Below are 25767 nucleotides of genomic sequence, written 5' to 3' on the forward strand. Positions count from 1 at the left end.
AATGGCAAATTTAACAGATTTAGAAAAATCTTTTGTGACAAGCCAAGACATAGAAAAGCTTGAAGCAGCAGAAGCGAAAATTGCGGAATTGAACAGAACATACGGCGACGCAGCAGCAAAAGCGCAAGAAGTAAGAGCGCTTATCCATGCTTTGCCAGAAGACATCACACTTGGTAATGAAAAGGCTGTAAAAGCAGCTCGTAAGGCATTAGAAGATTTAACAGATTTAGAAAAATCATATGTGACAAATCAAGACGTAGAAAAGCTTGAAGCAGCAGAAGTGAAAATTGTGGAATTGAACAAGATATTCAGTAACATCTCTTTAAACTTAATTGATGGAAAAATCACAGGCACGACTGAAAATATGGAATACAGCTTAGATAACGGTGTTCATTGGACAACCTGTGAAAATGAATCTACAAATTTATCTTTAGCTATCGGAAATCATATTTTAGTTAGGGAAAAAACAATCATAAGTAATTTTGTGAATTTAGGTAGTGTTGCGGTTGGCGAAACGGGTATAGAAGCATCATATTCAATTGCTCAAGGGAGTGCTGGTGTAAAACAAGTTGAAACAGCAACTGTAACTGGAGGGGCAACTACTGATGGAAGTCTTATAGTTAATATGCTTGGTTTGAGTTGGGCTGTACCTTCAATAAAAGTGGGTGATACAGCAGCACAAGTAGCGGATAAAATTGTGGGAACTTTTTATTATACGGCTAAACAAAAAGGATATGATTTAGTTGCTTCAGGATCAAAAGTTATATTAACTAAGCAAGTTGTGGATGTTAACGATCCAAATCTAAATATTTCAATTCAAGGACACGGAACGGGTGTACCAGATGCCGTAACTTCGGATAATACACAAGTTGGTTCAGTAGTATCAACCGAAACAGCAACTATTAATTTCACTACTGGTGCTAGAGCTGATGGCATTATTGTTGTAAGACTGGGTGAAAGTCCTTATTTAGTTCAAGTTTCTTCTGGAGATACAGCTTCTGATGTGGCTGGAAAAGTTAGAGCAGTATTAAGTTCTAAATTAGTCAGTGGATACGAAATTGAGGGCACTGGAGCTACAATTAATCTAACTTCTATAATAGAAAAACAGGATATAACTCCTGATTTGTCTTATTCTATGAACAACTAAAAGATATAAGAATAGCTTCCTAGTTTGCAGGAATAGAAATCCAAACAATTTTAATGATAAGCTACAAGTTAAATCTCAATCTCTCATTTATAGAGGTTGGGATTTTTCCCTCTCTAAAGCATTTTTTGCTATATTAATGTAGAAACAATCAAATACCTTTTTCATATCATCTGCTCTTTTTTTAGATTCGAAAATATGCTATATTAAGTCTACAATGTATGTAATTTTTTATTCAGTCTTACCCATGCGGGGAAGGTAAATTAAAAGCACTTTGTAAAGGTGTTCAAACTGTTTTTTCAGTCTGGAAATCTTTGGGAAGTGCTTTTTTATGTGCATTTTTAAAGATAAAAGGGAGATGAGGCAATGGAGAAACTTTGGATCAATTTTGAAGAGAAAAGTGAAGTGGGGCAAGATTTCGATATTATGAAAACCATATATTTTTCCCCATGTACAACGCTGGGAGAAATAAGAAAAGAATTCGATTCATGGAGTCTTGATGACTTAGTTTCTTTGAGTACAGAAGTCTACTTTATGGAAACCGAAGATATATACAGGGAATTCGGAGTCATGGAGCATCAATCTTACACTGCATTTTCAGAATGTGGAGCTTCAGTTGAAATGCCAAGTCATATTTGGAATACCTGTAATAAAAAGAAGAAATTCTTTTAAATAAAACTTTTTTAAGGAGATTGATTAATATGATTTACATGGAATAAGGGGATAAAGAATCGATACAACAAACATTGGATCACCTGATTATTGCAAAACAAATTGAGAATATGGGTTATCAATTACCAGATGACTTTTGTTTTTACAGTAATGGATATGATCCTTATTATAGTGAATCTCCTGTCGAGGTAATTGAATTTTTTATCACGAAACAAAAATGCGTACATTAAAATACTTTGATCAATTTAAAGAATACGACCAAACAATATCAATTCATTTATATTGTTTAGACGAACTATTTCGCTTTAAGTTGAATCCAGACCACAAAGAAAAATTAATGAATATTTACAAACAATATAGTCCAGTTGAGAACTATGGAATTGATTTTCTTCTATTAGAAGGCTTTTCAAGGTTCATAGGATGCTATCTATATATAGGATTATTTGCTTGCTATGGGTACCTTCATGAGTTGACCGACAGCTTAATTAGATTTGTTATAAATGTTGAAGAATTAACAGAACAAGTAAAACTTGATTTAAAGGGAGAATAAATTATGAAAATTGTTACTATAATTGAGGAATTCAATAAGATAAATGTTCAACGTATAGAAAATGGAATGGTTGCAGGAAAAAGAACTATTGCATTTTCAGATTATGTAGAGTCATTAATGAATGTACAACCTATTGATAATATAGTTGCTCATTTTGCATCGAGAATAGAAGATATGAAGGATTTCTTTGAACATATTGAAACAGACTCAAATTTGCAAACCTTCTTCATGCCCTTGTAAATATACAAAATCAATAGGGAAGTATAATGAGACAGGACGCTTCATTACTAGTAAAACAAATAAAGAGATGAGTTAAAAAGACTTAAATATACACCATTCCAAATCATTTGTTCTGCTGAGCCAGATAGAAGATCTGCTGTCGTACCAATTGCTAGTGTGTCTAAAATAAATATACCTGTAATGTTAAACTGTTTATCTATAATTAAGCTATAAATGGTATATACAAATCCCGGAATAGTTGTAATTAGCATTGCTATATAATTACCAAAAGGTTCCCTACCGAATTTCCAAATAATATATGGTTAAGCTGCATAAAAAATAAGATCCATTAAAATAGACTTTTTGTTTGACTGCTGTTTTTTAACCATATTCCCTCTAAATCTTCAAATTAATTTCTAATACACATTAAAAAATATTAACATAAATATCCATACAAGACTTATCTTATAATAACAAATCTTCAGATTTTTTGTAAATAAATTTTTAGTTTAGATCATTTGATGTGCCGGAGCGAAAGTATTATAGGATAAAGAATGGCTTTATCGGCATGAACAAACAAAGTATGTTATAATATAAATTGTAATTACTACTATTTAGGGGAGATAAACATGCTAACTAAAATTAAAAAAGTTAAGTTTCAACCCGAATTTAAAAATCCAGTTTATGAGGTAATTCTTGATTGCCCAGAAGAAAATAAACTCTACATTAAATTTGATTATAAATATAAAAATAAGACTTTTATGCCTTCTCGTGTAAATTATAATAAAGAAGATAAGGGTGTAAAGCTTGCTTGGTATACTCAAAAAGTTGAGAAAATGACCGTACAAGAGTTTTTAGGTCAAATTGCTCGAAAGGTAAATAAAAAGTACAATTTCCAATTTAAATAAAACAAAATTTATTTTGATAAAAATAATGTTAGACAAATGAGGATTTACAGTATATAATTTAGTTAATAGGAAAAAAGTTGAATTCGCATATTACAAAAAGTAATCGTGTCTGTTCGGTACTTTTTGTAATATGTGAATTTTTTCTTTTAAAAGCTTATATATTAATAATTTATAATGGAGGTCATTTAAATGACACAAGGTACAGTAAAATGGTTTAACTCAGAAAAAGGTTTCGGTTTCATCGAAGTTGAAGGCGGAGCAGACGTATTCGCTCACTTCTCAGCAATCCAAGGTGAAGGATTCAAATCTTTAGAAGAAGGCCAAAAAGTTGAATTTGAAGTTGAAGAAGGCCAACGCGGACCACAAGCAGCAAACATTGTAAAACTTTAATCTTTAATTTAGATTAAATTACAATAATTAGAGAAATCCTTTCGAGGATTTCTCTTTTTTTGAATAATATTACATATATATACATAATATACATAAAAAATTATTTTAATAGTGTTGATATGTTATTTTAGTTAGATTTATATACTCTAAACTGATTATCAAAGAAAGGAAGAACTAAATGGGGTTAATCAAAAAATGTACCAATTTTTATATCAATATTGTTCGCATTAGGAATATTAATGTTTTACATATTAGGAGGAGTTATTACACAGGTATTAAAAATGAATGAAATTAACTCCTTACTTGTTAATGGGATTTGTGTATGGTTATCTATCATAATTGCTTTAATATACATCTGGAAATCTAATTTTCGATTTAGCGATATAGGATTTAGAAGTATTGAAAAAAAATCAAAGAATAAAATTTTATTTTATTTTCCAGTAATTATTATAGAAGTAATTGGATTTTTTGTTGGAGTTCGCAATGTTAGTGAAGACTACATATTTGCTGCTGTATTTTTTACTTTAGCGGTCGGGTTTGCGGAGGAAATTTATTTTAGAGGTTTGATTTTAAAAACTTTAGAAGGTGTAGGAATAAAAAAGGCTATTATTATCTCTTCCTGTATTTTTGGTGTAACACATTTAGGGAATTTAGCAGGTGGTGCAAATATTTTTTATACGATTATTCAAGTAATATTTGCATTTACAATTGGTATCGTCTTTGCAGAAATTTTTTACCTTACAAAGAGCTTAATTCCAGTTATCCTATGGCATTTTTTCCATGATGCTTTTGGTTTTTTACAAAAACAGCCTCAAATTAACGAGACAATTTTATTTGCAGGGATTCAGACTGTAATTTTAATTTTATATGCGCTTTATATGTGGAAAATGATTAAAGAAGAAAATAAAAAAAGGTTAAATTGGGAATATAATAGAGCAGCTAGTTAATTAAAAATCGTAAAATGCTGTACAAATTCATGTGAATTAGTACAGCATTTATGTTGTTCTTTTTTATTTTAATTTGACATTATGTTTATTTAAGATAAAAAAATCTGATTTGGTTTTAAATACCTTTAAAACATTGTTTCCGTTGCCTTATCTTAGAATCTGAATGGATTCGTAAAAGAATAGGGGGGAAGTGCATTTTTCTTAATAGTGATTGTTTAATAGCATGACATTCGGAAGTTAATCGATACATACCGAAAATAAGGGGAGTCGCTTGAATCAAACCATTACGCATTAAGATTTTATGGAACTGATAGTAAATTAATGTTTTAAAACGCGAAATGCTTCTGCCACTTTATTAGCAAACGATAAGGGATTTTCTACAGATTGGAAATGAACATATAAAATAGTCGGATTCGTAAAAATCCAATGATTATGAATAGCGCTTATGGTTAAATTGTTTCGAACCAATAAATTAACAAAGGCAGGGAGTTCTTCTTCTAATACAACAACTTCTCCAAGGTTCAGTGCATTGCCATTTTGGTCTAATGATTCAAACGTTATTCCTGCGTGGAGTACACTCTTACTGGGACGGCCTTGAATCGTCACAAGAAGATTTCGGGCAATTTCTACTGAACAAACTCCATGTTTCATGTTTGCTTGCCCATCAACAATTTGAGCATATTGTTGGCATAAATATTGAAAGTTCGCCATACCAAACACCTCATTTCCTCTAAATATTATGAAGCATCATTAAAGGCTAGAACACTAGGCCAACGATTAATCTGACAAATTGAAATATCTATTATCTTAAAAGTTTAAAAGTAAAAGCAATTCCGATTTTACTGTTTTTACTTTATCATGAGAGTAGGGGGAGATTATATTGAGTCAAACACTATACCTGCTTCGACATGGAGAAACAGAATATAACACGCAAGGTCGTTATCAAGGAGAATTGGATTCTTCGTTAACCGACGATGGTAAATTTCAAGTAAAGCAAAATGCAAAAATGCTAAAAAGTATTATTGGAGATCCAAATGAGTGGAGGATTATTTCGAGTCCACTTGGGAGGGCAATTCAAAGTACAGAAATTATCTGTGAAGCAATCGGTTTTGATGTTAGTAAAGTAGTGATTGATCATCGCTTAAGCGAGGTTGCTGTAGGATCGTGGGCTGGTTTAACAACAAAGGAAATTGAAAAGACTTGGCCGCATCTTATTAATAATAACGATTTATATAGTTGGTATTTTAATTCACCAGATGGAGAGAGTTATGATTCGGTTGTAAATCGTTTAACGGATTGGCTTGAATCTATCAAAAAAGAACCTAAAGTAATTGCGGTGTCACACGGATTAACCGGGAGAATATTGCGTGGAATATATGCGGGGATATTAAAAGAGGATGCTTTAAAACTAGAAGTATCTCAATCAGTATTCTTTAAATTATCGAATAAAGAGATACATAAAATTAGTCTAGAATTCGATGACTTTTATTAGATTTCTAAGCTCATTTTAATATTCTATAAACAATTTAATTGGTGGTGGCATAATATTTGGAACTTAAATGGCTAGATTGGGCGAAGCAGCTTCAATCCATTGCACAGGCAGGGCTAACCTATTCTAAAGATGCTTATGACATGGAAAGATTTGAATTGATCAGAAATATTAGCGTTGAAATTTTAGCAAAGCATACAAATCTTGAAAGCGAATTGATAAAAGAGCTTTTTGCCAATGAAACGGGTTATCAAACGCCCAAAGTTGATATAAGGGCAGTAGTGTTTAGGGAAAACAAAATATTAATGGTTAGAGAAAACACCGATGGACATTGGGCATTACCTGGCGGCTGGGGTGATATCGGATTAACGCCAAGTGAAGTTGCGATAAAAGAAGTAAAAGAAGAATCGGGGTTCGATGTTAAAGCAACAAAATTAATAGCTGTACTAGACAAGAAGTGTTATCCACATCCTCCTTCGCTATATCATGTTTACAAAATGTTTATTCAATGCGAAATTATTGGAGGAGAGCCCCAAGATGGTATTGAAACAAGTGCAGTTGAGTTTTTTGAAGAAGATGAATTGCCATCTTTATCAACAGCAAGGAATACAGAAACACAGATTCATTTAGCTTTCAAGCATTTGCACAATCCTCTAGAACCTGTTTCTTTTGATTAAAAATTATCTAGAATATTGAGGTGAGAGAATATGAATATTGAGCTGACTAGATTTAAGGTAAAGGAAGGAAAAACAGAAGTAGTAGATGAATGGTTAAAATTTTTGAATGAAAATATGAAAGATGTACTAGTTACACTAGAAGGCGAAAGAATGTATGTTGAAACGATTTTCAGAGAAACACTTAATGGAGATGATTACTTGTATTGGTATTCCGTTCAAGGTGAGGGTGGCCAAGATGTCTATGAGTCAGAGCATTGGATTGACAAAAAGCATTTACAGTACTGGGATGAATGTATAGATACAAATTTCAAACCTGTTGACCTTACTACAGAGGTTGTTATGATACCTGAGAAAATTAGAAGTGTTATGACCGTTTGAAATGTTGATGTGAACGTTCATATGAAAATAGATAATTAACATGGAGGGATGCATCCATGTCTATTAAAGAACTGGCAGAAAAGGTATCATCTCAATTTCTAACACGTTTAAATAAAGATCGTCCTTTCATAATTGGGATAGACGGACTGAGTGGGGCAGGGAAAACTACATTAGTGAAAGAACTTGCACGAGAATTGGATAATCAAAAGTATAACCTTACTACTTTTCATCTAGATGACCATATTGTTGAAAAAAATAAGCGTTACCTAACAGGGCAAGAAGAATGGTATGAATATTATTATTTACAATGGGATATAGAATGTTTAAGGAGCAATTTATTTGAACAACTACATGAGGATAGTGAAATATTATCTCTATCGTTCTATGATAAATATACTGATCATTCTTCAATTAAACAGATTAGATTATTAACCAACAGTATTGTCTTAATTGAAGGAATATTTTTGCAAAGAGCAGAGTGGAGAAGCTACTTTGACTTTATTTTTTATTTGGACTGCCCTCGTGAATTAAGATACAAAAGAGTATTAAATCGTGATTCATATATTGGAGATTACCAGGCACGACTCAATAAATATAAAAAAAGATATTGGTTAGGTGAAAACCATTATCTCGATAAAATAGATCCCATTAGAAAAGCAGATATAGTTATAAAGGGGTAAATAAAAATGGTAGTACGATTAATAAAAGGTTAAAAGAGGGGGCAGTATGCCACCCTCTTTTAAGTTATCTAATTCTATGATAATTTAATCGTCGGTCTAACTATGTTCTTAATAAAAATCATTAATTCTTTCAATAAAAGGCTTACCATCAACAATCCCATTGTTAAATAGTTCTTGTGCTGTTGCAAACATTTGTGTGTAAGAGTCTTTAGAACGTGTAAGTAGGAAGCTTTTTTCTACTCCGTATAATCTACTTACCCACCACTCCGCTTCATCTTTATAATATAATAAAATCTCCTGATGTTCATCTTCAATCGCTTTTCTAACTTCTTCCCATGATTACAAATCCATTTTCTTTCCCCTTTTCTAAATTAACTATTTTCCTAAGTTTCTTGTGATATTTCACTGTTCATAACCAATTTACTAAAAACGGATGCTAAGACTTGTTGAAATAACATGCCAAATACAACGGGCATGGCTACCTTGCTTGGAAAGTATGTGGTGGCAACAATAACGCCAACTGCAATGTTTCTCATCCCCCCCGTAAATACTAAAGAAGTCATCTGAGGATGATTTTTTAAAATATAACGTCCGATCAGTAAAGCAAACATATATCCAGAGACAGCAATAAATAGGACTAGAAGCAGGACTGAAACGAGATGAGAATCAAAGTTTTTCAGGTAAGGAGCGATTGCACCACTATTAATCATGACAACAGAAAATAAACACAGCTTAGATAAAGGAGCAAGTTTCTGGCCAAATTTCTTAGGTATTTCCCCCTTAGAAAGTTCATTCGCTAAGATTCCTAAGATTGTAGGCAATACAATCATTAAAAGTAAATTAATGATCAAAGACGCAACATTTAATTGAATCTTTTCACCTGAGACAAAATGCAGAATAGAGGGAATGATAAATGGCGAAAGCAACGTATCAATCAAAATAACGGATAACCCTAAAGGTAAATTACCCCTACATATATTGATCCAAATAACACTTGTTACACCAGTTGGAACTGCAACAGAGAGTACAAAGCCGACAGTCAATAAATGATCATCGAATATGACAGTTGATAATAGATAAGCCCATAAAGGCATCAAAATGTGTAGAAATGCAATAGAGAATAAGATAATGGCAGGATGCTTAACAAAAATTTTTACATCTTTAAATTTCATATTTAAGCTTCCCGCGAATGTCATAAAAGCAAACAGCCATGAGACAAGGAATAATAGATGATGTCCAATATGCTCTAGCAAAACACCTAGGACTAAACTTAATGGTGTCAAAATAGCAATGTATTTTTGAAGAAATACATTTAGTTTTTCTAACATGCAAAAGACCTTCTTTTTTTATAATATATTATTATTTTAACTTAATTAACTCACCAAGGGAAAAATCTGTAGAAAGGAGGAACAGACTATTCAAGTTTCTCTTCTTTGATTAGCAGATGCATAACAGTAAGATAAGCTTTACTATTATCAATTACTAGATTTACAGTATGGTATGATGAACTCTGGGACAATTGAAGAAGAGGAAGTGAGTACCATTTCAATTTTTCTATTTATTTTAGCGGGGCTTGCTGAAATTGGCGGAGGATATTTAATATGGCAATGGTTGAGAGAGGGTAGGCCTTTGTCGTTTGGGATAATCGGTGGAGTTATTTTATTCTTATATGGCGTTCTTGCTACTTTCCAATCCTTTTCAAGCTTCGGAAGAGTATACGCTGCTTATGGTGGAATTTTTATTTTTCTGTCCGTTTTATGGGGATGGGGAGTTGATCATAAGACACCTGACTTGTATGACTGGATAGGTGCGGGGATTTGTTTAGTTGGAGTTGCAGTGATGCTCTTTGCACCGAGACATTAAAAAGCAGACACAAAATTTTGCCCGTAAAATACGTTTAAACTACCTAGAGTGCTCATCTTAGGTTGACCGGAATGGGCAATTGCACCGATTTTAGCATATACTATAAGAAGTGAGTTTCTAGCCATAACAGCAGTTTGAGGAGTTGAATTTATGGAGCTTAGAGAGTTAAAGTATTTTATTGCGGTTGTGAAAAATAAAAGTTTTACTAAAGCGGCTGAAGATTTGCATGTGACACAACCGACACTTAGCAAAGTAGTGAAGTCGCTCGAAAGCGAATTTGATGCGGCTTTATTTTATCGCTATCCAAGGCATATCGAATTGACCGATGTTGGTGAAATTGTCTATGCCCAAGCACTAAAAATGCTAAGCATAGTTGAAGAATTGGATACTGCATTGGAAGATGTATTACAAATGAAGAAAGGTACGATTAAAATTGGTATGCCACCGCTAATTGGCATTCTTTATTTGCCGAAGCTTTTAAAAGGATTTCAGGAACGATATCCTCATATTAGCATTGAACTTGTGGAACGTGGGGCAAATATTATTAAAGAATTGGTAGCAGATGGTGTTTTAGATATTGGCTTTGTAATGCTACCAGCCGATGAAAGTGACTTTCAGGTGATTCCCTTTGCATCACAGAATCTTATGCTAATTATCAATAAGTCGCATCATTTGGCAGGAAGTAAGGAGATTAGCTTAAGGGAACTGACTAATGAAAAAATGCTTTTATTTAGCCAAGATTTCACGCTCCACGATCGTATAAAGCAAGAATGTGAGCAGGCGGGTTTTACTCCTCAAATTGCTTATGAAAGTTCACAGTGGGATATCATAAGCCAGATGGTAGAATACAATTTAGGCGTTGCAATGTTCCCAAAATCATTTGCTGAGAAAATTAATCAAGAAAAAGTGAAAGCCATCCCAATTGTTAAGCCTCAAATACCCTGGGAGCTTGTACTGATTGCAAAGAAAGATCGTTATATGTCACATGCAACTAGAGGATTAATTGGCTTTATTACATCCAACCATTCCAATTTGGAATAGTAAACATAAAAAAACGATATTTTACGAATGGTGATATGTGAGGTAAAGTGTTCTTATAAGTTGAGCTTAGAAAAGGTGAGCAAAGTGAAAAAAATAAGTAAAATAATTATTCAAATAGTGTTCCTTTATGGGATTCTTTTGATAGGAGAGGGCATTTCAGCTGTACTGCATTTGCCAATTCCGGGAAGCATCATAGGTCTCGTACTATTATTTTTAGCACTTAAATTTAATATAATTAAATTAGAGTGGGTTGACCTTGGAGCTGGATTATTGACTGGGGAACTTGCTCTATTCTTTATTCCTTCTGCCGTAGGTGTCATCCAATATGATCAAATTTTTGGCGTTGTCGGCATTAAATTGGTGACTGTAATTATTTTAAGCACCATTCTTGTTATGATCTGTACGGGAGCAGTGGCAGATTATTTACATAAAAAGGATGTGAAAGAATAATGAATGTTTTTATTGCGTTCATCAGCCTCATTGCCACGATTGCTATCTTTCTAGTAAGTAAGAAAGCATATCAGAAAACGCATCGGCTCTTGCTTTCTCCACTAATTGTCAGCCCCTTGTTCCTTGTTATTCTATTACTTTTAACAAGAACTTCATATGAACAATATAATCTAGGAGGTTCAGTGCTAACAAAATTATTAGGTCCTGCAACAGTTGCATTTGCTGTGCCAATATATAAAAATCTAGAATTGATAAAGAAACATGCAAAGATTATCGTAGCAAGCTTATTTACAGGTTCATTGGTTGCTATTCTATCATCCTTCTTTTTTGCAGTATGGATTGGATTGTCAGCAGATATGATAACTAGCTTAGTTCCGCGTTCCATTACAACACCGATTGCCATGGATATTTCTAAAATGATCGGTGGCGAACCATCTATGACGGCCGTATTTGTTATTGTCACAGGTTTGACAGGCAGCATTACAGGTGCGATCATAATTCGATTATTCCGTATCAAAACAACTGCTGCAAAAGGGTTGATGCTAGGAATGGGAGCGCATGGTTTAGGGACTTCAAAAGCCTTCGAAATGGGGGAATTAGAAGGGACTTTTTCAAGTGTAGCAATGGTAATAGCTGCTTTGATAAGTATCCTTTTGTCTGAAACCTTTTTTCCACTACTCCGCTTGTGTTTTGCTATGTAAAAAAACTCACTTTTTACTTCTGTGAAAAGTGAGTTTTTTTGTAATTTTATTTTATTGGTAAATCTTTAACTTTTGACCATTGTCCAAATCATTGGTGTCCAATTGATTCCATTGTTTAATAGAGGTAACTGCAACGCCATATTTATTGGAAAGAGAACGTAATGTTTCTCCATTTTTAACGATTACCTGTTTTTGGTTTTTTGGTGAATGATCATACTGCGTAAGATGGAATTCCTTAATCAACGCATTTAATTTTTGGTGATAGCGTGTATCTGTTGCATAGGTACCAGTGAGATACTTTGTTGCATCTTTATAGGATTTCGTTTTGCTCTTAAATGTTTTTTGATAGTATTTTGTGTTCCAAGAAGTCCCGTTATGCAGTAGCTCAGCGTAGTCTTCTAAAGACGCTTTATAGTTTGGATATTTTCGGAATTTTGCTTTAATCTGATGCATTTCGCCTTTGCCATTATCTTCTGATGTGGTCATCTTTACTGCTTGTCTTTGATATGTTCCTTTTATGCCAAAGAGATTATGATTTGGCGGAGAGCTTAAACCACTTTTGCCGCCGTTGCTTTCGAGTACCGCTTGGGCAATCATAACGGAAGCATATAAATCATGTTCTTTTGCAATATCACGAGCATCATCAGAGATTAATCCGATAAAACTTTCAATACTTTGTTCTTTTGGAGAAGGCTTTGGCGTCTCTTCAATTGAATTATTGTACTGAGAAATGATAATGAAAATTGAAGTCGCAAATAGAATGGTCGCAAATAAAGTGAATAAGAATGTTTTTTTCATTATTTAACGGTTCTCTAATAACCTTCCTCCTTTTTATAGGATGATATCTCTTAGTTTAACAAAAGTATAGAGAGTTTTCTATTAGATTGTTTATCCTGAAAGTTTCTAATTGAATTATATTGTCATAATCTTTTGTATACGTTAGATTAATGGTAACTAGGAAAGAAAAGAGGGTGTATGAATGTTTAAAAAAACAGATGATGCAATTTGGGACGGACGTCTGGATGATTCGGAAAACAGAGAAAGCTTTCGTTATCATCAAGTGGTGAATTGCCAGGTTTTAGATGGAACTGAAGAAAATGTAGAGGATATGGTAACGCTTATTGGATTTGCTTGTGATGAAGGGGTAAGAAGGAATCACGGTAGAGTCGGGGCAAAGAAAGCGCCAGATGAAATTCGCGCACAATTAGCAAGTATGCCGTTCAGAGGTCCTTTAAATGCAACTGTAATAGATGCAGGCACGATTGTTTGTGAAGAAAATGAATTGGAAGCTGCACAAGAAGAATTAGGGAAAACAGTTGCAACAGCGTTAAATGAGGACGTGCCTTGCATTGTACTAGGAGGAGGCCATGAAACCCTTTATGGTCAGTATCTTGGGGTAAGAGAACACGCCGGCAAGGAAGCCAAAATTGGTTTACTTAATATCGATGCTCATTTTGATATGAGGCCTTATGATGAACAACCATCCTCTGGCACGATGTTTAAGCAAATATTGGATCAGGATCCAAATGCGAAATATTTTGTCTGTGGTATTCAACGTTATGGTAATACGACAGAGCTATTCCGACGTGCAGATGAGCTGGGTGTTACTTATCTGTTTGAAGATGAGATGACAGATGAAGCGACGAAATCTTCAATCAAAGCTTTCGTCAATGATTGTGATGTAGTCTTGCTGACATTATGCATGGATGCAATCAGTGCAGCACATGCACCAGGTGTGAGCGCGCCTGCTCCTTTTGGGTTGGACCCACTAACCGTACGCACACTGATCCGTGAGATATGCAAAGAGAAGAAAGTGACTAGTTTTAGCTTATGTGAAGTAAATCCGGTAGTTGATGAAAATAATCGTACGTCAAAATTGGCTGCCCATATTATAAATGAAGCAACGATGTCTTTTTGGGGAAGATAGGGCTTCTTAGGTGTGTGAAGGGTTCGTTAAATTGGGGTTTTTACTTTGTTAGGAGGTAATACTATGGCAACATGTCTTGTATTTGGTGGTACACAATTTGTAGGGAAAGCTATGGCAAAACGTTTGATTCGTGAGGGACATGAAGTCTATGTCTTAAATCGAGGAACAAGGGAAGCTCCTCAAGGCAGTAAAGCTTTAATTGCAGATCGTAACAATATAAACGAATTATCAGCAGTTCTATATAGTAAAACGTTTGATTATGTATATGATATCTCTGCGTATACACCTGAGCAAACAAGGAACGCCATCCAACTCCTAAAGGGAAAAACAAAGCACTTTATTCATATAAGTAGTGCATCGGTTTATTTAGCTACAAATGATTATCCACTTCATGAAACGAGTAAGACAGGTATTAACCCAATTTGGGGTGATTACGGGGCAAATAAATATCTTTGTGAGCAAGAGTTAATGAAAGAATACAACCAAAGTAAATTTCCTTGCACAATCGTACGGCCTTTTTATATCTATGGGCCAGGAAATAACCTAGACCGTGAAACATATATCTTTAAACGTCTGTTAAATAATTCTCCTATTATCATTCCGGGCAAAGGTGAAAACGTAATACAGTTTGGGCATATAGATGACTTGGGGGAGACTTTAATTCGAATGTCTGGAAACAGTAAAAGTTTCGGGCAAATATACAATGTTGGGGATGGCAGCTCTATTTCGCTAGAGGGTTGGGTAAAAATGTGCGCCCAAATTATTGGGGTGGAGCCGAGCATTGTTTTAGTGGAAGCAAAAGAAACGGGTTACTTGTCAAGGGAGTGGTTTCCATTCAGAGATGTCTCGCTATACGGATCTACTGAGAAGCTGTTGAATGATTTCAGTGCAAACCAAAAATTTTCATTGTTTGAAGGACTAAAACAAACATTCACTCACTTATCAAAAGAGGAATTAATAGATTCTTACACAATGTCAAATGTAGAAAAGGATATCCTTGAAAGAAGAGGATACAGTATTAATGTTAGATAAGTGGAATTGCATAAATAATGAAATATTGTTATCAGTATAATAATGTACTTATAAAAGTGAGGAGGATTTTTACCATAAAAAAAGTAAGTACTTTCGCTGGTTTATTTTTGCTGATAATCGCTTTATTTGGCTGCAGTAACAAGAATGAAACTAGTCAACAATGGAAAGAGAGTGATATTTTCGAGTCAGGCAATTATAAAATGATTGGTATAAAAGGGCGGGTAGGTTTTATATATGATAAAAAGAACATGCCTATCGTGGAAGGGCAGCAAAACAAATATATGTGGCATTTATGGGGAGAAAAAAATCAACTAGAAAAGAAGTTTAAAGTACTAGGTACGCATGAAGGAAGTAAAAATGACGTAAGCATTGTTCCTGAGACAACAAATAACTTACAAATAAGTCCTAATAATAGTGCCGATGTTAGTATTCCAACTAGCATGGATTTCAAGAAAAGTGGAATGTGGAAACTTGATGTTTTCTTGGACGGTAAACTCTTCGATACTATTTATGTAAAGGTGAATAATAAATAAACACTCAATCGAATTTAGAAGCTATTCACCTTGAATAAAAATAATATAAGGATAATTTATAATGAGGAAAAAAGATGGAAAATGAATTTTTTAAAATATTTGATGAGGAAAGAAATATAATAGGGGTTGCTTCGCGTAAGGATGTCCATGAGCTTGGGTATTGGCACGAAACCTTTCATTGTTGGTTTATCACGAATATTGAGGGAAAAGATTATATCTATCTTCAGTTACGCAGTGATACTAAACAAGACTATCCGAACCTATTGGACATTACTGTAGCCGGACATTTAATGGCTGATGAAACTGCCCGTGAAGGTGTTAGAGAGATAAAAGAGGAAGTAGGTATTGATATACCCTTTCATGATTTAGTGCCATTAGGACTCATTAATTATTGTGTTATAAGTGGGAATTTCATTGATAAAGAATTAGCACACCTCTTTTTGTATAAAAGTGCGCATAATCTTAATGACTTAACTATTCAACCGGATGAAGTTTCAGGTATGGTCTTAGTGGAATTTAATGATTTTAGTAAGCTTTGGTTAGACGAAAAACAGGAAATCAAAGCTAGCGGTTTTAAAATTGATAAAGAGAATAATAGAGTCGACTTCGTTGAGTATATCGGTAAGAATCAATTTGTCCCTCACCAAATTTCGTACTATTTAGAAGTTATAAATAAAATAAAAGACCAAATTTTATGATTGCAAGAGAATTGTAGCTCCAGGCAACATTGTTTCTGAGCAAATGAAGTCCATTAATCAAGCCTGTGATATTAGAATAAAGGAAACGGGATATTCCCTTTCCTTTATCCAAAAATCTGACCGCCGTTGACATGCAATGTTTGGCCTGTGACAAATCGAGAATCATTCGAAGCCAGGTAAACAAACGTTGGTGCCACTTCAAACGGCTGCCCTTGACGGTCCATTGGGTTTCCTGCAAGCACCACCTGATCTGGGGAGAAGCTTGATGGAATAAGTGGCGTCCAAATTCGTCCTGGAGCAATAGCATTTACACGAATGCCTTTTGTAACTAAGTTTTTGGCTAATGAGCGAGTAAAGCCAATGATAGCTCCTTTTGTCGCACTATAATCAATTAATTGTTCATGGCCATCAAATGCTACGACTGAAGATGTATTAATAATGGATGCGCCAGGTTGTAAATAAGCAAGCGCTGCACGGGTTGTGTAAAAAAAAGAATATATATTTACTTTAAATGTATCTTCGAACTGTTCGTCTGATATATCCTCTAGATGGTTTTGTTGAAATTGAATACCAACATGATTACAAAGAATATCTAGTTTTCCAAATGTGCTTACTGTTTTTTCGACAATAAGACGGCATTGTTCTTTTTGACGGAGATCACCTGGCAATAACAGCACTTGACGGCCTAATTCTTCTATTCTTTTTTTCGTGCGTTCAGCATCCTCATGTTCATTTAAATAGGAAATAGCAACATTTGCTCCTTCTTTTGCAAAAGCTATAGCCGCTGCTGCACCCATACCACTGTCACCGCCAGTGATTAATGCTACTTTTCCTTCTAATTTTCCGCTCCCTTTATCATTAGGATTTTCAATGATGGGTTGTGGTACCATAAGCTTTTCGACGCCTGGCTGTCGAAATTGCCGTTGCTCTGGTACTGTAATGGCAACATCTTGATACTGCGTAATCTTACCGTAATTTGGATTCATTGGGTATGTTGACTCATTTGTTTCACGGTGGTCCAATTATCATTTCCCCCTCTAATTTACAAACTAACTATTCAAAGTACAGTATGAGAGACTGATTCAAAAGGTGCTTACTGTGAGGCACCAATATACAGTGACTTTGAATAAGATAGAATGAATACAATGAGGAGATGATGGATTGGATAATTATTATTTTAATGAGCATGTAAAATTTTTATTAATTAATGAATCGGATGAAAAGATAGAAGTAGCATATGAAGAGTCCGTTTTTGAATTACCTTTAATTGGGCCAAGACCTCCATTTTATGCTCATCCACGCTATACGGAAGAATATCCGTTGCTTTAAAGGGATGAATAAGAGCTGTACACAATTTGTGCAGCTCTTTCATACGTAACTGTGGAACGAGTGGATGGAGTCTCTGCAAGGGGGGAGGAAAGAGAAGAGCAAAAGCATACGAGCTATTACTCTGCTTGAGGGAGAGTGTTTTTTCCATATTCCATTGAATCAATTGCTTTGATTAGTTTGTCAGTGAAATGCTCTGTTTTAAGCTGATAACGGTGAAGCTTTTGATTTAATTGTAAAATCTTTTCAGTAGATGCATACAGATTAGATTCAGTATCATCAAAGTAGGATGTGATTGCATCTAAATCAAAAATTGCTTCCTGATCAGCTACAAAACCAGCATTTTCAATGAGCTGTTGATAAATCTCTCTTGTTTGCTCTTGTTCGACAGAAATAAAATCCACTAAGTTTTTACGAATGGACGAGATCATTTCTGATGTGTTTTGGAATTTATATATAATTTGTTTCATTTCATTTAATTGGTTAGTATAATTATTTGTTACTTTTTGAGTCATTCTATCGTTTCCTTTCGTGGTCTAAATTTACTATATAATATTGTATACCCATTCTGCAAAAGAATACACAAATGTAACGAAAATGTAATATTTAGAATTTGTATGGAAGCGTTTCAAAAAGATAAACATCTAGAAATAATAGATGAACCCTTATTCTAAAGGCTTTCAAGTTATTTGTAACTAGACAGAATATTTATAGGATTATAAAAAGGTATATATAAAATAAATGTTACATTAATTAAGTCTTTTTGCTTATAAATGATTATTTTTTTCTTTACGTAAAAGATGAAAGGAGATTACAAGATGACTAAAAATTTTTCTTTACCCCCAGAATTAAGGGATTCGTTAATAGCTGCAAGTCCTGTTGTATGGCTTAATCCCCAAAAAAATGAATCCTATTCAATTGATCACGCTATGATCGAAGAAGCCGAAAAGAGATTGATTCGTTTTGCTCCTTACATTCAAAGAGAATTTCCAGAAACATTATCTCTAAACGGGTTCATTGAATCACCACTGCAGCCAATGCTACAACTAAAAAAAGAAACGCTTATAAAAGGTAATATCTTTATTAAAAGAGATGATGGATTGCCAATCAGCGGCTCAATTAAAGCCCGAGGTGGTATACATGAAGTGTTATATTTAGCTGAAAAAGTCGCTTTAAAACATCATTTAATAAGTATGGAGGATGACTACTCTATCTTTGCTGAGCAAAGAATGAAAAACATACTGAGCAAATACAAGATTGTCGTAGCATCAACAGGAAATCTAGGCTTGAGCATTGGCATTATGAGCCGGAAACTTGGCTTTGATGTGATTGTACATATGTCGCATGATGCAAAAGAATGGAAAAAAAGCAAGTTAAGAGCGGTTGGAGCGCAAGTTATAGAACATGCTGGGGATTATAGTTTAGCTGTTGCTAGGGGCAGAGACGAAGCAGAGCGAGAAGCGAACAGCTATTTTATTGATGATGAAAACTCTAAACACCTATTTGCAGGCTATGCTGTAGCAGGACGCCGACTAAAAAAACAGCTAGACGAGCAAGGCATTAAAGTGGACGCCAACCATCCGTTATGTGTTTACATCCCATGTGGAGTAGGTGGGGGACCAGGAGGCGTATGCTACGGCTTAAAAGAGTCCTTTGGAGAAAATGTATATTGTTATTTCGTAGAGCCAACTCAATCTCCTTGCATGCTGCTAGGTATGGCTACAGGCCAGCATGATCAGATATCTGTATATGATCTAGGCTTGACCAATAAAACTATTGCCGATGGTCTTGCGGTTGGGCGGCCTTCTTCTTTTGCAGGTAAATTATTAGAGCCCTTATTGGATGGGATCCTCACTGTAAGCGATGAAGAGTTAATTACCTATTTAAAAGAACTTTATCAAACAGAAGGTATTTTAATTGAACCTTCGGCGGCAGCGAGTATGAAGGGCCTATTTGCTTCATTACCATCCTCTGCTAATAAAGAAACAACACATATTATTTGGGCAACAGGTGGAAGTATGGTGCCTCAAGAGGAACAGAAAAACTATATTGAGTAACAATAAATAAACCTAGTCAAAGCAGCTAGGTTTTTTATTTTTCCGTAAATTAGACAAGAGTCATGCTTTTGAATAATAATTTGAAATGTTTATGATAATTTTAGTATTTTGAATGTATCTATAGATATTGATTTATGATATCACGAATAGTAATATCATTTTTATGATTAACCAGTAAATAAATTATCAGAAATGTTTAAGAATATTGCCTGTAGAAATTTATGAAAACGTTTTGATTAGATGGATAGTAGTTTGGGCATGACTATTTAATATATTTGTGATGGTTTGATTGCTGATCTTTATGCTAGGAGTTGCCTATATGTTTTTCATGTTAAATATTTTAGGAGTCATTATTGTAATGGGCATTGTTTATTTATGTTCGCCCCGCAAAAAAGAAGTAGCATGGAGAGCGATCGCTACCTTGTTAGTGCTTGAAATACTAATTACGTGGTTTATGTTAAAAACCACTATCGGCGGCTGGATTATTAATAAAATTGCCTCATTCTTTACATGGCTGATTGATTGTGCAAATGAGGGGATTGCATTTGTCTTCCCGAGTGCCTTGGCGAATGATACAGTCGACTTTTTCTTCAGCGCGTTATTGCCGATCATCTTTATAGTTACCTTCTTTGATATTTTATCTTACTTTGGAATACTGCCTTGGATCATTGATAAAGTCGGCTGGCTAATATCGAAAGCATCAGGTTTGCCAAAGTTGGAAAGTTTCTACTCTATTCAAATGATGTTTTTAGGGAATACGGAGGCGCTTGCAGTAATTCGTGGACAATTGGCGAATCTAAAAGAGCACCGTTTACTAACGTTTGGTATTATGAGTATGAGTTGTATTAGCGGATCGATTGTAGGGGCATATCTGTCTCTCGTGCCTGCAGAATATGTATTTTGTGCTATACCGCTAAACTGCCTGAACGCTTTGCTTGTTGTAAATATGTTGAATCCTGTGAAAATTTCTAAAGAAGAAGATATTATTTATCAACCAGCAAAAGAGGAGAAAAAGGACTTCTTCTCAACTATTTCGAATAGTATGTTAATCGGCATGAATATGGTCATTGTTATTGCTGCTATGCTCGTTGGTTATGTAGCTTTAACAGCTGCAGTGAATGGCTTATTAGGAATTTTCGTTCAAGGGCTGACCATTCAGAAAATTTTCTCTTATATTTTCAGTCCTTTTGCTTATTTACTTGGTTTACCGACTAAAGATGCGCTTTATGTTGCTCAGTTGATGGGTACAAAGCTTGCTACGAACGAATTTGTGGCTATGATGGATCTAAAGAAACATTTAAGTTCATTAGCTCCTCATACAGTTGCAGTAGCCGCTACCTTCTTAACGTCATTTGCAAACTTTAGTACAATCGGAATGATTTATGGTGCTTTCAGCTCTCTTTTATCTGAAGAAAAATCAGCGATTATCGGTAAAAATGTTTGGAAATTATTGATAAGTGGTATTGCCGTTTCACTTTTGAGCGCTATGCTTGTAGGTTTATTTGTTTGGTAATAGATGAGTTCCTATTCCTTTGGGGTAGGAACTTTTTTGATAAATCAATAATGGATAAAAAAAGATGGATTCAGATTAAATAATCTGTCCATCTACAATGATTTGACCTGTTTTTTGGTCATATTCCACTTCGCCCATAGCACCGAGATTAATGCCCTTTGGCAACTCTCTAGTTTCTACCATTTGTCTTTCGTTAATAATTGCTAAGTATTCACCATTTACCAGAACTACTTTCGTCATATTAATCCAACTCCTTAAATGTTTTGTTAATTAAGAATACCCGTTCGATAGAAAGTTAAACATGCAAATATAAAAGAGAGACACTATAATGAAAAATAACAGGAGGAATGAATGATGAAAAAACTAAAACTAGAAGATATAGAATTTATGCTACAAGAAGCAAAGGGAAGCTTAAAAGAATTACAAGAAGTTGATTTGATTGATGAGCAAACAAAAGAATTAATTTTACTTACAAAGGAACAAATTGAAGACTTAGAAGAAATGAAAAAAGAAGCTTTAGAATAAGGTAGCTAAGTTAAGGTATCATATAACTCAGTAAAGAAAGTTAGTGAAAAATGAAACGCGGAGTTTTTTTATTGTTTTAACATACTTTTAACTCAGAATAAATGAATACAATCTTTTTATTAGGAATAGTCTACCTCCTCCTACATATATATTATAAATAGGTCTTGCTGGAGGAGGAATATTCTTGAATGAACAATTAACAAAACGTGCAAAGCACTTTTTTAAATATGTTGAAGAATTTACGGCTTTGGAAAATCCTGCTGTCCGTTCGATAAAAGATTACAAACAATTTTGGAATATCAATGATTTATACTTGTACGAATTGCTAGATTCAAAAGTGCAGCTAAAGCAGCGAGCAGAGATACATAAACCTATTCTAGAGCAAACATTTCTGGTCGCACCCAAGCCATATCCCGAAATATCCCCAAAAATTGCCCTTATTTATAAAAAGGAACATACCGCACCTGTGTATAAACACGCTTTCCAACTAGAAGAGAATTTATTACAAAAAGAAGGAGCTAACCGGAATCGCCATTCTAAAACTATAGAATGGACTAAGTGGGTTGTTAGAAAAAAGAATTACGATAAAGCCTCCAGCCTTTATAATGAGCTTTGTGAATGGGTTGAAAAACTCAAAGGAGATAGCGATTTAGAGGTTGTATTGGCAAAAGGCTTATTTAATTGGCAGGATGGAGAGCACGTGATTGAATTGCCTGTATTCACACAATCACTTGTTCTAAATAAGAATAAGGATACCATTACAATTAATACAAAAGACGCCATTTATTCCTTTGATCAACATTTATTGGAGAATTTTTCTGAAGAGCAACAAACACAGGTTGCAGCTTTGTTAGATAATATAGTACCTGACAAATTCTTTAATGATGAGTCTGAAATTCTAAATAAAATTGCCCCCTATTGCCATCCCGAAGCTGAGGTAGGGGATCAAGCACATGAGAAGAAACCAATATTAATCGATGAATCTTTCATTATCATCCGCAACAAAAATCAAATTCGTTTAAAAAAGGACTTACAGAACTTAGTACAAGACCTTGAACATAAAAATAGTGCACCAACTGAAGCACTTTATTCAGTATTGGGCTTATCACAGAAAAAAAGAGAAAGCAGCAGCGGAGCCAAAGGACAACTCTTTTTGCCGCTAGATGTACCAGAGGAACAAAAGCAAGTAGTAAAAAAGTTAGAACAAATGAGTGCTATCAGTGTCCGAACGAGCAATAATTTTTCTAAGGCAGAAGCTATTAAGAACTTAATCGCCCATTACTTAGCTAATGGAAAAAAAGTGTTGGTAGCTACAAATCATGAAGAACTAGCCACAATTAAGAATGAATTGCCCAAACATCTTCATCCGTTATGTGTTCACATAACAAGCGACGTAAAAAACTCAAAAGAACAAATTGAGCAATCCATTCAAGTAGTAGGGGAACGGCTTGATAATACCAATATGCGAAAAGGGTTTGAAAAGGTAAAACAAAAGCAACTAAGACTTCAAATGAGTGTCGAGCAAGAGCAAGCTAGCTTAAATGAGCTACGGCAATATCATTTGTCAGAAGGAAAGCCTTTCCTATTCGAGAATAAAGAATGGTATAAACATGACGTAGCCAAATATTTAGCCACTGACCCAAAACCATTTGAGTGGATCCGAGATGATTTGCCACTTGTTATGAAATTCCCGCTTACTCATGAAGAATGGAAAGAATTTGGTCGTATTCATAATTCTCTTACAAAAGAGGATACCATTTTGCTCCATACGACTGTTCCATCTCCTGGTGAAATGATGAATGAAGCTACCTTTAAAATATTGTTAGAAGAAGAACACAAACTAGAAGAATCAATTGACGTACGCCATATCCTGCCGATCGAGTTAGAATCCTCAAAAAAATCATCATTGCTCATTATGCAAGCTTATGTGGATGATATTCTAACAAATTATGAAATAGTGGACGATGAAAGTGTTCATGGGTTCTTGGAAGATGTGTTAGGTGACGAAAAAAGGAAAGATGATTGGAAGAAGGTAATTGAACAAATTAAAGCATTAAATAAGAAAGCTTTAGAGATGTATCATGAAATAAGTCATCATCAAATAAGACTACCTAAGAAATTAACGGTTGATATTAAAAAAGATTTAAGAATGGTTAGAGACCGTATGCTTGCCGGAAAGAAGCCAAATGCACTTTTTATGTTTGGTAAAGGCAAAGCTACGCGATACTTATTTGAAACGCCTGTATTGAATGGAAAACCACTTCGCAATTTTGAGGATGTAGCAATTATGCTACGCTATATTGAATACCGGATGTTAATTACACAGCTATCTAGAATGTATAATGGCAAAATCAGTGAAGTGAGATTCCCGCAAATTGATATTAGGCACCCGCAATTCCCTCTAATTTTGCATGAAAAAATAGAATTGCTGGAACATCTTATAAATATTGCTGATACAGATATGGCCTTATCCCAAAAATTGGCAGCAGAGAAGTTGGAGAAAACTAATCTATTTGATCAACTAAGTTACGAAAAATTAAAAATAGAAATCTCACATACACTAGCTTATTTAAAATATGAAAAATGGCAAGAAAATTTCTTTGATAAAACCCAACAGCTTCGTGCAAAAGCTCAAATTAAACATATGCATCCAATATATAATGCTTTCCTTAATGCAATGGTAGAAAAGGATGCTTTGAAATGGAAAGAACTTTTAACTGAGTTGAAAATACAACGGATTTTGCAGCATGATATTCATAGGTGGAAGCAATATATAGATATATTATCTCACAGTCTACCGCTAACCGCAGGTGATTTAATTGATCTTCTTGGTGAAGCGAAAGTGCCAGAAGACGATGCTATTGAATCTTTTGTGCTGAAAAAGATGGCGACATGGCTATCAGGTAGCAGACACTTGCAGCCGAATATATTACATGCAAAGTTGAAACAGGAAAGAGTACTTCAAAAGAAATTAACGGAAGAATTAATACAGCCAGTCTCTTGGCTGTCGACGCTTAAACAAATTACTCCAGCAGAAAAAACAGCAATCACAAATTGGCGATTTTATAATAAAAAAATGAAAAAAGACAGAGCTAAATTTGCGCCGCATTTTAAACAGGAAGCAGACAATATTCTTAAACAAGCGCAATCAGCTATTCCAGTATGGTTAATGCCAATATCAGAGGTAACTAAGTATTGGTCTGTTCCAGGGAATTATTTTGATGTTGTGATTGTCGACGGAATGGGAAGCCTTTCAGATCTCCAAGTATTATTGCGAGGTGAAAAAGCTATTATCTTTGGAGATGAGGCTACTTCTAAAAAATTGTCATCCAAATTAAGCCAAGAGGAAATTGCGGTATTAATGAACAATTACATTAAAAATTTCCCGAATTACTCGTTGTATGACGGAACAATGTCTATGTTTGAAATTGCTCAACATCAATTACCGGACAAAGCAAAAATAGAATTGCCGAATACTACATCCTTTATTCTATCGACCGAGGACCATGCGACAACATCTACCTTTGTAGCAGACTTGCAGAATGAACTGATGATGAGAGGGTATCGTTTCATGCCTACTATTAAAACGGGACCATTGACAATTGACTTGGCATTAGAGAGTTCTCATGGACGCTTAGCGATCATATGTGGAGGAAGAAAGTGGACTAATCAATCAGAAATTGATGAGTTAGAATGTTGCCAACATCAGATGGAGCAGGCTGGTTGGACATTCTGGCATATAAGCGGTAGAGAATACTACTTAGATCATTCAAAAACAATGGAAAAATTACTAAGTCTTATAAACTTCATGAAAATCAAACCGCAGAGTCTGGTTCAAAATCAACCAACTCCCAGTCTCCACTTTCAAATTAATCAAAAGCCTACTTCAGTGGACCAAAATTAAATGGTGAACTGATGATAATAGCTTTAAAGGAATATAGTGTTAAGCGTATAAGCATTTTGACTATGGGGTTTTCTTAGTCAAAATGCTTTTTTGACCACTTAACACATTTTTTGCTTTCATTAGATATTACATAATGATTAATT

Annotated in this window: 29 protein-coding genes; 23 read left to right on the top strand and 6 right to left on the bottom strand. The window is 34.5% G+C overall.

The features are described from left to right. From RST01_RS16075 to RST01_RS15030, 6 genes are all read left to right on the top strand, one after another. A partial coding sequence (locus RST01_RS16075) for a hypothetical protein (RefSeq protein WP_186806992.1) occupies nucleotides 1-1147 on the top strand: 1147 nt, incomplete at its 5' end. Nucleotides 1148-1510: 363 nt separating this feature from the next. Further along, entirely contained in the window at nucleotides 1511-1816 is a 306-nt protein-coding gene (locus RST01_RS15010) for a hypothetical protein (protein ID WP_147198054.1), read from the top strand. A 553-nt stretch (nucleotides 1817-2369) separates the two neighbouring features. Next, nucleotides 2370-2606 (top strand): hypothetical protein, encoded by a 237-nt coding sequence (locus RST01_RS15015; protein WP_147198056.1) that lies wholly within the window; start codon nucleotides 2370-2372, stop codon nucleotides 2604-2606. A gap of 608 nt (nucleotides 2607-3214) precedes the next feature. Further along, a complete protein-coding gene (locus RST01_RS15020) occupies nucleotides 3215-3493 on the top strand; it encodes a hypothetical protein (RefSeq protein WP_066787858.1) in 279 nt (92 codons plus the stop codon). Nucleotides 3494-3682: 189 nt separating this feature from the next. Beyond that, nucleotides 3683-3883 (top strand): cold-shock protein, encoded by a 201-nt coding sequence (locus RST01_RS15025; RefSeq protein ID WP_147198058.1) that lies wholly within the window; start codon nucleotides 3683-3685, stop codon nucleotides 3881-3883. Nucleotides 3884-4122: 239 nt separating this feature from the next. Next, complete coding sequence (locus RST01_RS15030) at nucleotides 4123-4830, top strand: CPBP family intramembrane glutamic endopeptidase (protein WP_147198061.1); 708 nt, start codon at nucleotides 4123-4125, stop codon at nucleotides 4828-4830. Between the two features lie 318 nt (nucleotides 4831-5148). Here the strand turns inward: RST01_RS15030 and RST01_RS15035 are convergent, their stop codons facing one another. Beyond that, nucleotides 5149-5541: a DUF1259 domain-containing protein gene (locus tag RST01_RS15035; protein WP_147198063.1), complete on the bottom strand. Its 393-nt coding sequence runs from the start codon at nucleotides 5539-5541 to the stop codon at nucleotides 5149-5151. A 169-nt stretch (nucleotides 5542-5710) separates the two neighbouring features. On the opposite strand from RST01_RS15035, the gene RST01_RS15040 reads away from it, so the two are divergent. The 4 genes from RST01_RS15040 to RST01_RS15055 are packed head-to-tail and all read left to right on the top strand — an operon-like array spanning nucleotide 5711 to nucleotide 8054. Beyond that, a complete protein-coding gene (locus tag RST01_RS15040) occupies nucleotides 5711-6322 on the top strand; it encodes a histidine phosphatase family protein (RefSeq protein WP_147198065.1) in 612 nt (203 codons plus the stop codon). 56 nt (nucleotides 6323-6378) lie between these two features. Next, nucleotides 6379-6996: an NUDIX hydrolase gene (locus RST01_RS15045; RefSeq protein ID WP_147198067.1), complete on the top strand. Its 618-nt coding sequence runs from the start codon at nucleotides 6379-6381 to the stop codon at nucleotides 6994-6996. A gap of 30 nt (nucleotides 6997-7026) precedes the next feature. Further along, a complete protein-coding gene (locus RST01_RS15050) occupies nucleotides 7027-7374 on the top strand; it encodes a DUF6176 family protein (protein ID WP_147198069.1) in 348 nt (115 codons plus the stop codon). Nucleotides 7375-7430: 56 nt separating this feature from the next. Continuing rightward, entirely contained in the window at nucleotides 7431-8054 is a 624-nt protein-coding gene (locus RST01_RS15055; RefSeq protein WP_147198071.1) for a kinase, read from the top strand. Nucleotides 8055-8437: 383 nt separating this feature from the next. On the opposite strand, the gene RST01_RS15065 is transcribed toward RST01_RS15055, so the two are convergent. Further along, a complete protein-coding gene (locus RST01_RS15065) occupies nucleotides 8438-9382 on the bottom strand; it encodes a bile acid:sodium symporter family protein (RefSeq protein WP_147198073.1) in 945 nt (314 codons plus the stop codon). Nucleotides 9383-9557: 175 nt separating this feature from the next. On the opposite strand from RST01_RS15065, the gene RST01_RS15070 reads away from it, so the two are divergent. The 4 genes from RST01_RS15070 (at nucleotide 9558) to RST01_RS15085 (ending at nucleotide 12109) form a co-directional block, all read left to right on the top strand. Further along, a complete protein-coding gene (locus RST01_RS15070; RefSeq protein WP_147198075.1) occupies nucleotides 9558-9917 on the top strand; it encodes a YnfA family protein in 360 nt (119 codons plus the stop codon). A gap of 150 nt (nucleotides 9918-10067) precedes the next feature. After that, a complete protein-coding gene (locus tag RST01_RS15075; protein ID WP_147198077.1) occupies nucleotides 10068-10958 on the top strand; it encodes a LysR family transcriptional regulator in 891 nt (296 codons plus the stop codon). Nucleotides 10959-11042: 84 nt separating this feature from the next. Then, on the top strand, nucleotides 11043-11408 hold the full coding sequence (locus tag RST01_RS15080) for a CidA/LrgA family protein (protein ID WP_223823546.1): 366 nt from the start codon (nucleotides 11043-11045) through the stop codon (nucleotides 11406-11408). Next, nucleotides 11408-12109: an LrgB family protein gene (locus tag RST01_RS15085; RefSeq protein WP_147198082.1), complete on the top strand. Its 702-nt coding sequence runs from the start codon at nucleotides 11408-11410 to the stop codon at nucleotides 12107-12109. The genes RST01_RS15080 and RST01_RS15085 overlap by 1 nt, the downstream gene beginning before the upstream one ends. A 51-nt stretch (nucleotides 12110-12160) precedes the next feature. Here RST01_RS15085 and RST01_RS15090 read toward each other — a convergent pair whose 3' ends face one another. After that, on the bottom strand, nucleotides 12161-12907 hold the full coding sequence (locus RST01_RS15090) for a glucosaminidase domain-containing protein (RefSeq protein ID WP_147198084.1): 747 nt from the start codon (nucleotides 12905-12907) through the stop codon (nucleotides 12161-12163). 181 nt (nucleotides 12908-13088) lie between these two features. Between RST01_RS15090 and hutG the strand changes: the two genes are divergently transcribed. From hutG to RST01_RS15110, 4 genes are all read left to right on the top strand, one after another. Further along, nucleotides 13089-14036 carry a formimidoylglutamase gene (hutG, locus tag RST01_RS15095; protein ID WP_147198085.1) on the top strand — a complete coding sequence of 316 codons (948 nt, stop codon included), beginning with the start codon at nucleotides 13089-13091 and terminating at the stop codon, nucleotides 14034-14036. 63 nt (nucleotides 14037-14099) lie between these two features. Beyond that, entirely contained in the window at nucleotides 14100-15068 is a 969-nt protein-coding gene (locus tag RST01_RS15100; RefSeq protein ID WP_147198086.1) for an SDR family oxidoreductase, read from the top strand. Nucleotides 15069-15085: 17 nt separating this feature from the next. Further along, nucleotides 15086-15601 (top strand): DUF4871 domain-containing protein, encoded by a 516-nt coding sequence (locus tag RST01_RS15105; RefSeq protein ID WP_147198087.1) that lies wholly within the window; start codon nucleotides 15086-15088, stop codon nucleotides 15599-15601. 74 nt (nucleotides 15602-15675) lie between these two features. Next, nucleotides 15676-16299, top strand: a complete 624-nt coding sequence (locus RST01_RS15110) for an NUDIX hydrolase (RefSeq protein ID WP_147198088.1) — start codon at nucleotides 15676-15678, stop codon at nucleotides 16297-16299. Nucleotides 16300-16403: 104 nt separating this feature from the next. Here RST01_RS15110 and RST01_RS15115 read toward each other — a convergent pair whose 3' ends face one another. Beyond that, nucleotides 16404-17285 carry an SDR family oxidoreductase gene (locus tag RST01_RS15115; RefSeq protein WP_147198145.1) on the bottom strand — a complete coding sequence of 294 codons (882 nt, stop codon included), beginning with the start codon at nucleotides 17283-17285 and terminating at the stop codon, nucleotides 16404-16406. A 175-nt stretch (nucleotides 17286-17460) separates the two neighbouring features. Between RST01_RS15115 and RST01_RS16080 the strand changes: the two genes are divergently transcribed. Further along, the gene (locus tag RST01_RS16080; RefSeq protein WP_184117467.1) at nucleotides 17461-17628 is read left to right on the top strand and encodes a hypothetical protein; all 168 of its coding nucleotides are present in this window, start codon (nucleotides 17461-17463) and stop codon (nucleotides 17626-17628) included. A 116-nt stretch (nucleotides 17629-17744) separates the two neighbouring features. Here RST01_RS16080 and RST01_RS15120 read toward each other — a convergent pair whose 3' ends face one another. Further along, nucleotides 17745-18140, bottom strand: a complete 396-nt coding sequence (locus RST01_RS15120) for a hypothetical protein (protein WP_066787817.1) — start codon at nucleotides 18138-18140, stop codon at nucleotides 17745-17747. A gap of 303 nt (nucleotides 18141-18443) precedes the next feature. On the opposite strand from RST01_RS15120, the gene dsdA reads away from it, so the two are divergent. Together dsdA and RST01_RS15130 are read left to right on the top strand one after the other, a co-directional pair. Next, nucleotides 18444-19682, top strand: coding sequence for a D-serine ammonia-lyase (gene dsdA / locus RST01_RS15125; RefSeq protein WP_147198090.1), 1239 nt, complete (start codon nucleotides 18444-18446; stop codon nucleotides 19680-19682). A gap of 319 nt (nucleotides 19683-20001) precedes the next feature. After that, nucleotides 20002-21195: a NupC/NupG family nucleoside CNT transporter gene (locus tag RST01_RS15130; RefSeq protein ID WP_147198094.1), complete on the top strand. Its 1194-nt coding sequence runs from the start codon at nucleotides 20002-20004 to the stop codon at nucleotides 21193-21195. Between the two features lie 75 nt (nucleotides 21196-21270). On the opposite strand, the gene RST01_RS16085 is transcribed toward RST01_RS15130, so the two are convergent. Beyond that, a complete protein-coding gene (locus RST01_RS16085; protein ID WP_158512583.1) occupies nucleotides 21271-21435 on the bottom strand; it encodes a hypothetical protein in 165 nt (54 codons plus the stop codon). Between the two features lie 111 nt (nucleotides 21436-21546). Here RST01_RS16085 and RST01_RS16090 point away from each other — a divergent pair, with 111 nt between their 5' ends. Both RST01_RS16090 and RST01_RS15135 read left to right on the top strand, forming a co-directional pair. After that, complete coding sequence (locus tag RST01_RS16090) at nucleotides 21547-21720, top strand: hypothetical protein (RefSeq protein WP_184117468.1); 174 nt, start codon at nucleotides 21547-21549, stop codon at nucleotides 21718-21720. A 184-nt stretch (nucleotides 21721-21904) separates the two neighbouring features. Further along, nucleotides 21905-25624, top strand: a complete 3720-nt coding sequence (locus RST01_RS15135; RefSeq protein ID WP_147198096.1) for a PDDEXK-like endonuclease domain-containing protein — start codon at nucleotides 21905-21907, stop codon at nucleotides 25622-25624. Nucleotides 25625-25767 lie beyond the last annotated feature (143 nt).

It is taken from the genome of Rummeliibacillus stabekisii (genome assembly GCF_007988965.1).
Taxonomy (GTDB): Bacteria; Bacillota; Bacilli; order Bacillales_A; family Planococcaceae; genus Rummeliibacillus; species Rummeliibacillus stabekisii.

Bases quoted from the DNA above. Each gene is read 5' to 3' on its own strand.
- RST01_RS15105 (WP_147198087.1), top strand. From the start codon at position 15,086: ATGAAATATTGTTATCAGTATAATAATGTACTTATAAAAGTGAGGAGG.
- RST01_RS15130 (WP_147198094.1), top strand. From the start codon at position 20,002: ATGTTTTTCATGTTAAATATTTTAGGAGTCATTATTGTAATGGGCATT.
- RST01_RS15030 (WP_147198061.1), top strand. From the start codon at position 4,123: ATGTTTTACATATTAGGAGGAGTTATTACACAGGTATTAAAAATGAAT.
- RST01_RS15035 (WP_147198063.1), bottom strand. From the start codon at position 5,541: ATGGCGAACTTTCAATATTTATGCCAACAATATGCTCAAATTGTTGAT.
- RST01_RS15025 (WP_147198058.1), top strand. From the start codon at position 3,683: ATGACACAAGGTACAGTAAAATGGTTTAACTCAGAAAAAGGTTTCGGT.
- hutG (WP_147198085.1), top strand. From the start codon at position 13,089: ATGTTTAAAAAAACAGATGATGCAATTTGGGACGGACGTCTGGATGAT.
- RST01_RS15020 (WP_066787858.1), top strand. From the start codon at position 3,215: ATGCTAACTAAAATTAAAAAAGTTAAGTTTCAACCCGAATTTAAAAAT.
- RST01_RS16090 (WP_184117468.1), top strand. From the start codon at position 21,547: ATGATGAAAAAACTAAAACTAGAAGATATAGAATTTATGCTACAAGAA.
- RST01_RS15115 (WP_147198145.1), bottom strand. From the start codon at position 17,285: ATGAATCCAAATTACGGTAAGATTACGCAGTATCAAGATGTTGCCATT.
- RST01_RS15090 (WP_147198084.1), bottom strand. From the start codon at position 12,907: ATGAAAAAAACATTCTTATTCACTTTATTTGCGACCATTCTATTTGCG.
- RST01_RS15085 (WP_147198082.1), top strand. From the start codon at position 11,408: ATGAATGTTTTTATTGCGTTCATCAGCCTCATTGCCACGATTGCTATC.
- RST01_RS15100 (WP_147198086.1), top strand. From the start codon at position 14,100: ATGGCAACATGTCTTGTATTTGGTGGTACACAATTTGTAGGGAAAGCT.
- RST01_RS15015 (WP_147198056.1), top strand. From the start codon at position 2,370: ATGAAAATTGTTACTATAATTGAGGAATTCAATAAGATAAATGTTCAA.
- RST01_RS15120 (WP_066787817.1), bottom strand. From the start codon at position 18,140: ATGACTCAAAAAGTAACAAATAATTATACTAACCAATTAAATGAAATG.
- RST01_RS15065 (WP_147198073.1), bottom strand. From the start codon at position 9,382: ATGTTAGAAAAACTAAATGTATTTCTTCAAAAATACATTGCTATTTTG.
- RST01_RS15075 (WP_147198077.1), top strand. From the start codon at position 10,068: ATGGAGCTTAGAGAGTTAAAGTATTTTATTGCGGTTGTGAAAAATAAA.
- RST01_RS15110 (WP_147198088.1), top strand. From the start codon at position 15,676: ATGGAAAATGAATTTTTTAAAATATTTGATGAGGAAAGAAATATAATA.
- RST01_RS16085 (WP_158512583.1), bottom strand. From the start codon at position 21,435: ATGACGAAAGTAGTTCTGGTAAATGGTGAATACTTAGCAATTATTAAC.
- RST01_RS15070 (WP_147198075.1), top strand. From the start codon at position 9,558: ATGAACTCTGGGACAATTGAAGAAGAGGAAGTGAGTACCATTTCAATT.
- dsdA (WP_147198090.1), top strand. From the start codon at position 18,444: ATGACTAAAAATTTTTCTTTACCCCCAGAATTAAGGGATTCGTTAATA.
- RST01_RS15010 (WP_147198054.1), top strand. From the start codon at position 1,511: ATGGAGAAACTTTGGATCAATTTTGAAGAGAAAAGTGAAGTGGGGCAA.
- RST01_RS15050 (WP_147198069.1), top strand. From the start codon at position 7,027: ATGAATATTGAGCTGACTAGATTTAAGGTAAAGGAAGGAAAAACAGAA.
- RST01_RS15055 (WP_147198071.1), top strand. From the start codon at position 7,431: ATGTCTATTAAAGAACTGGCAGAAAAGGTATCATCTCAATTTCTAACA.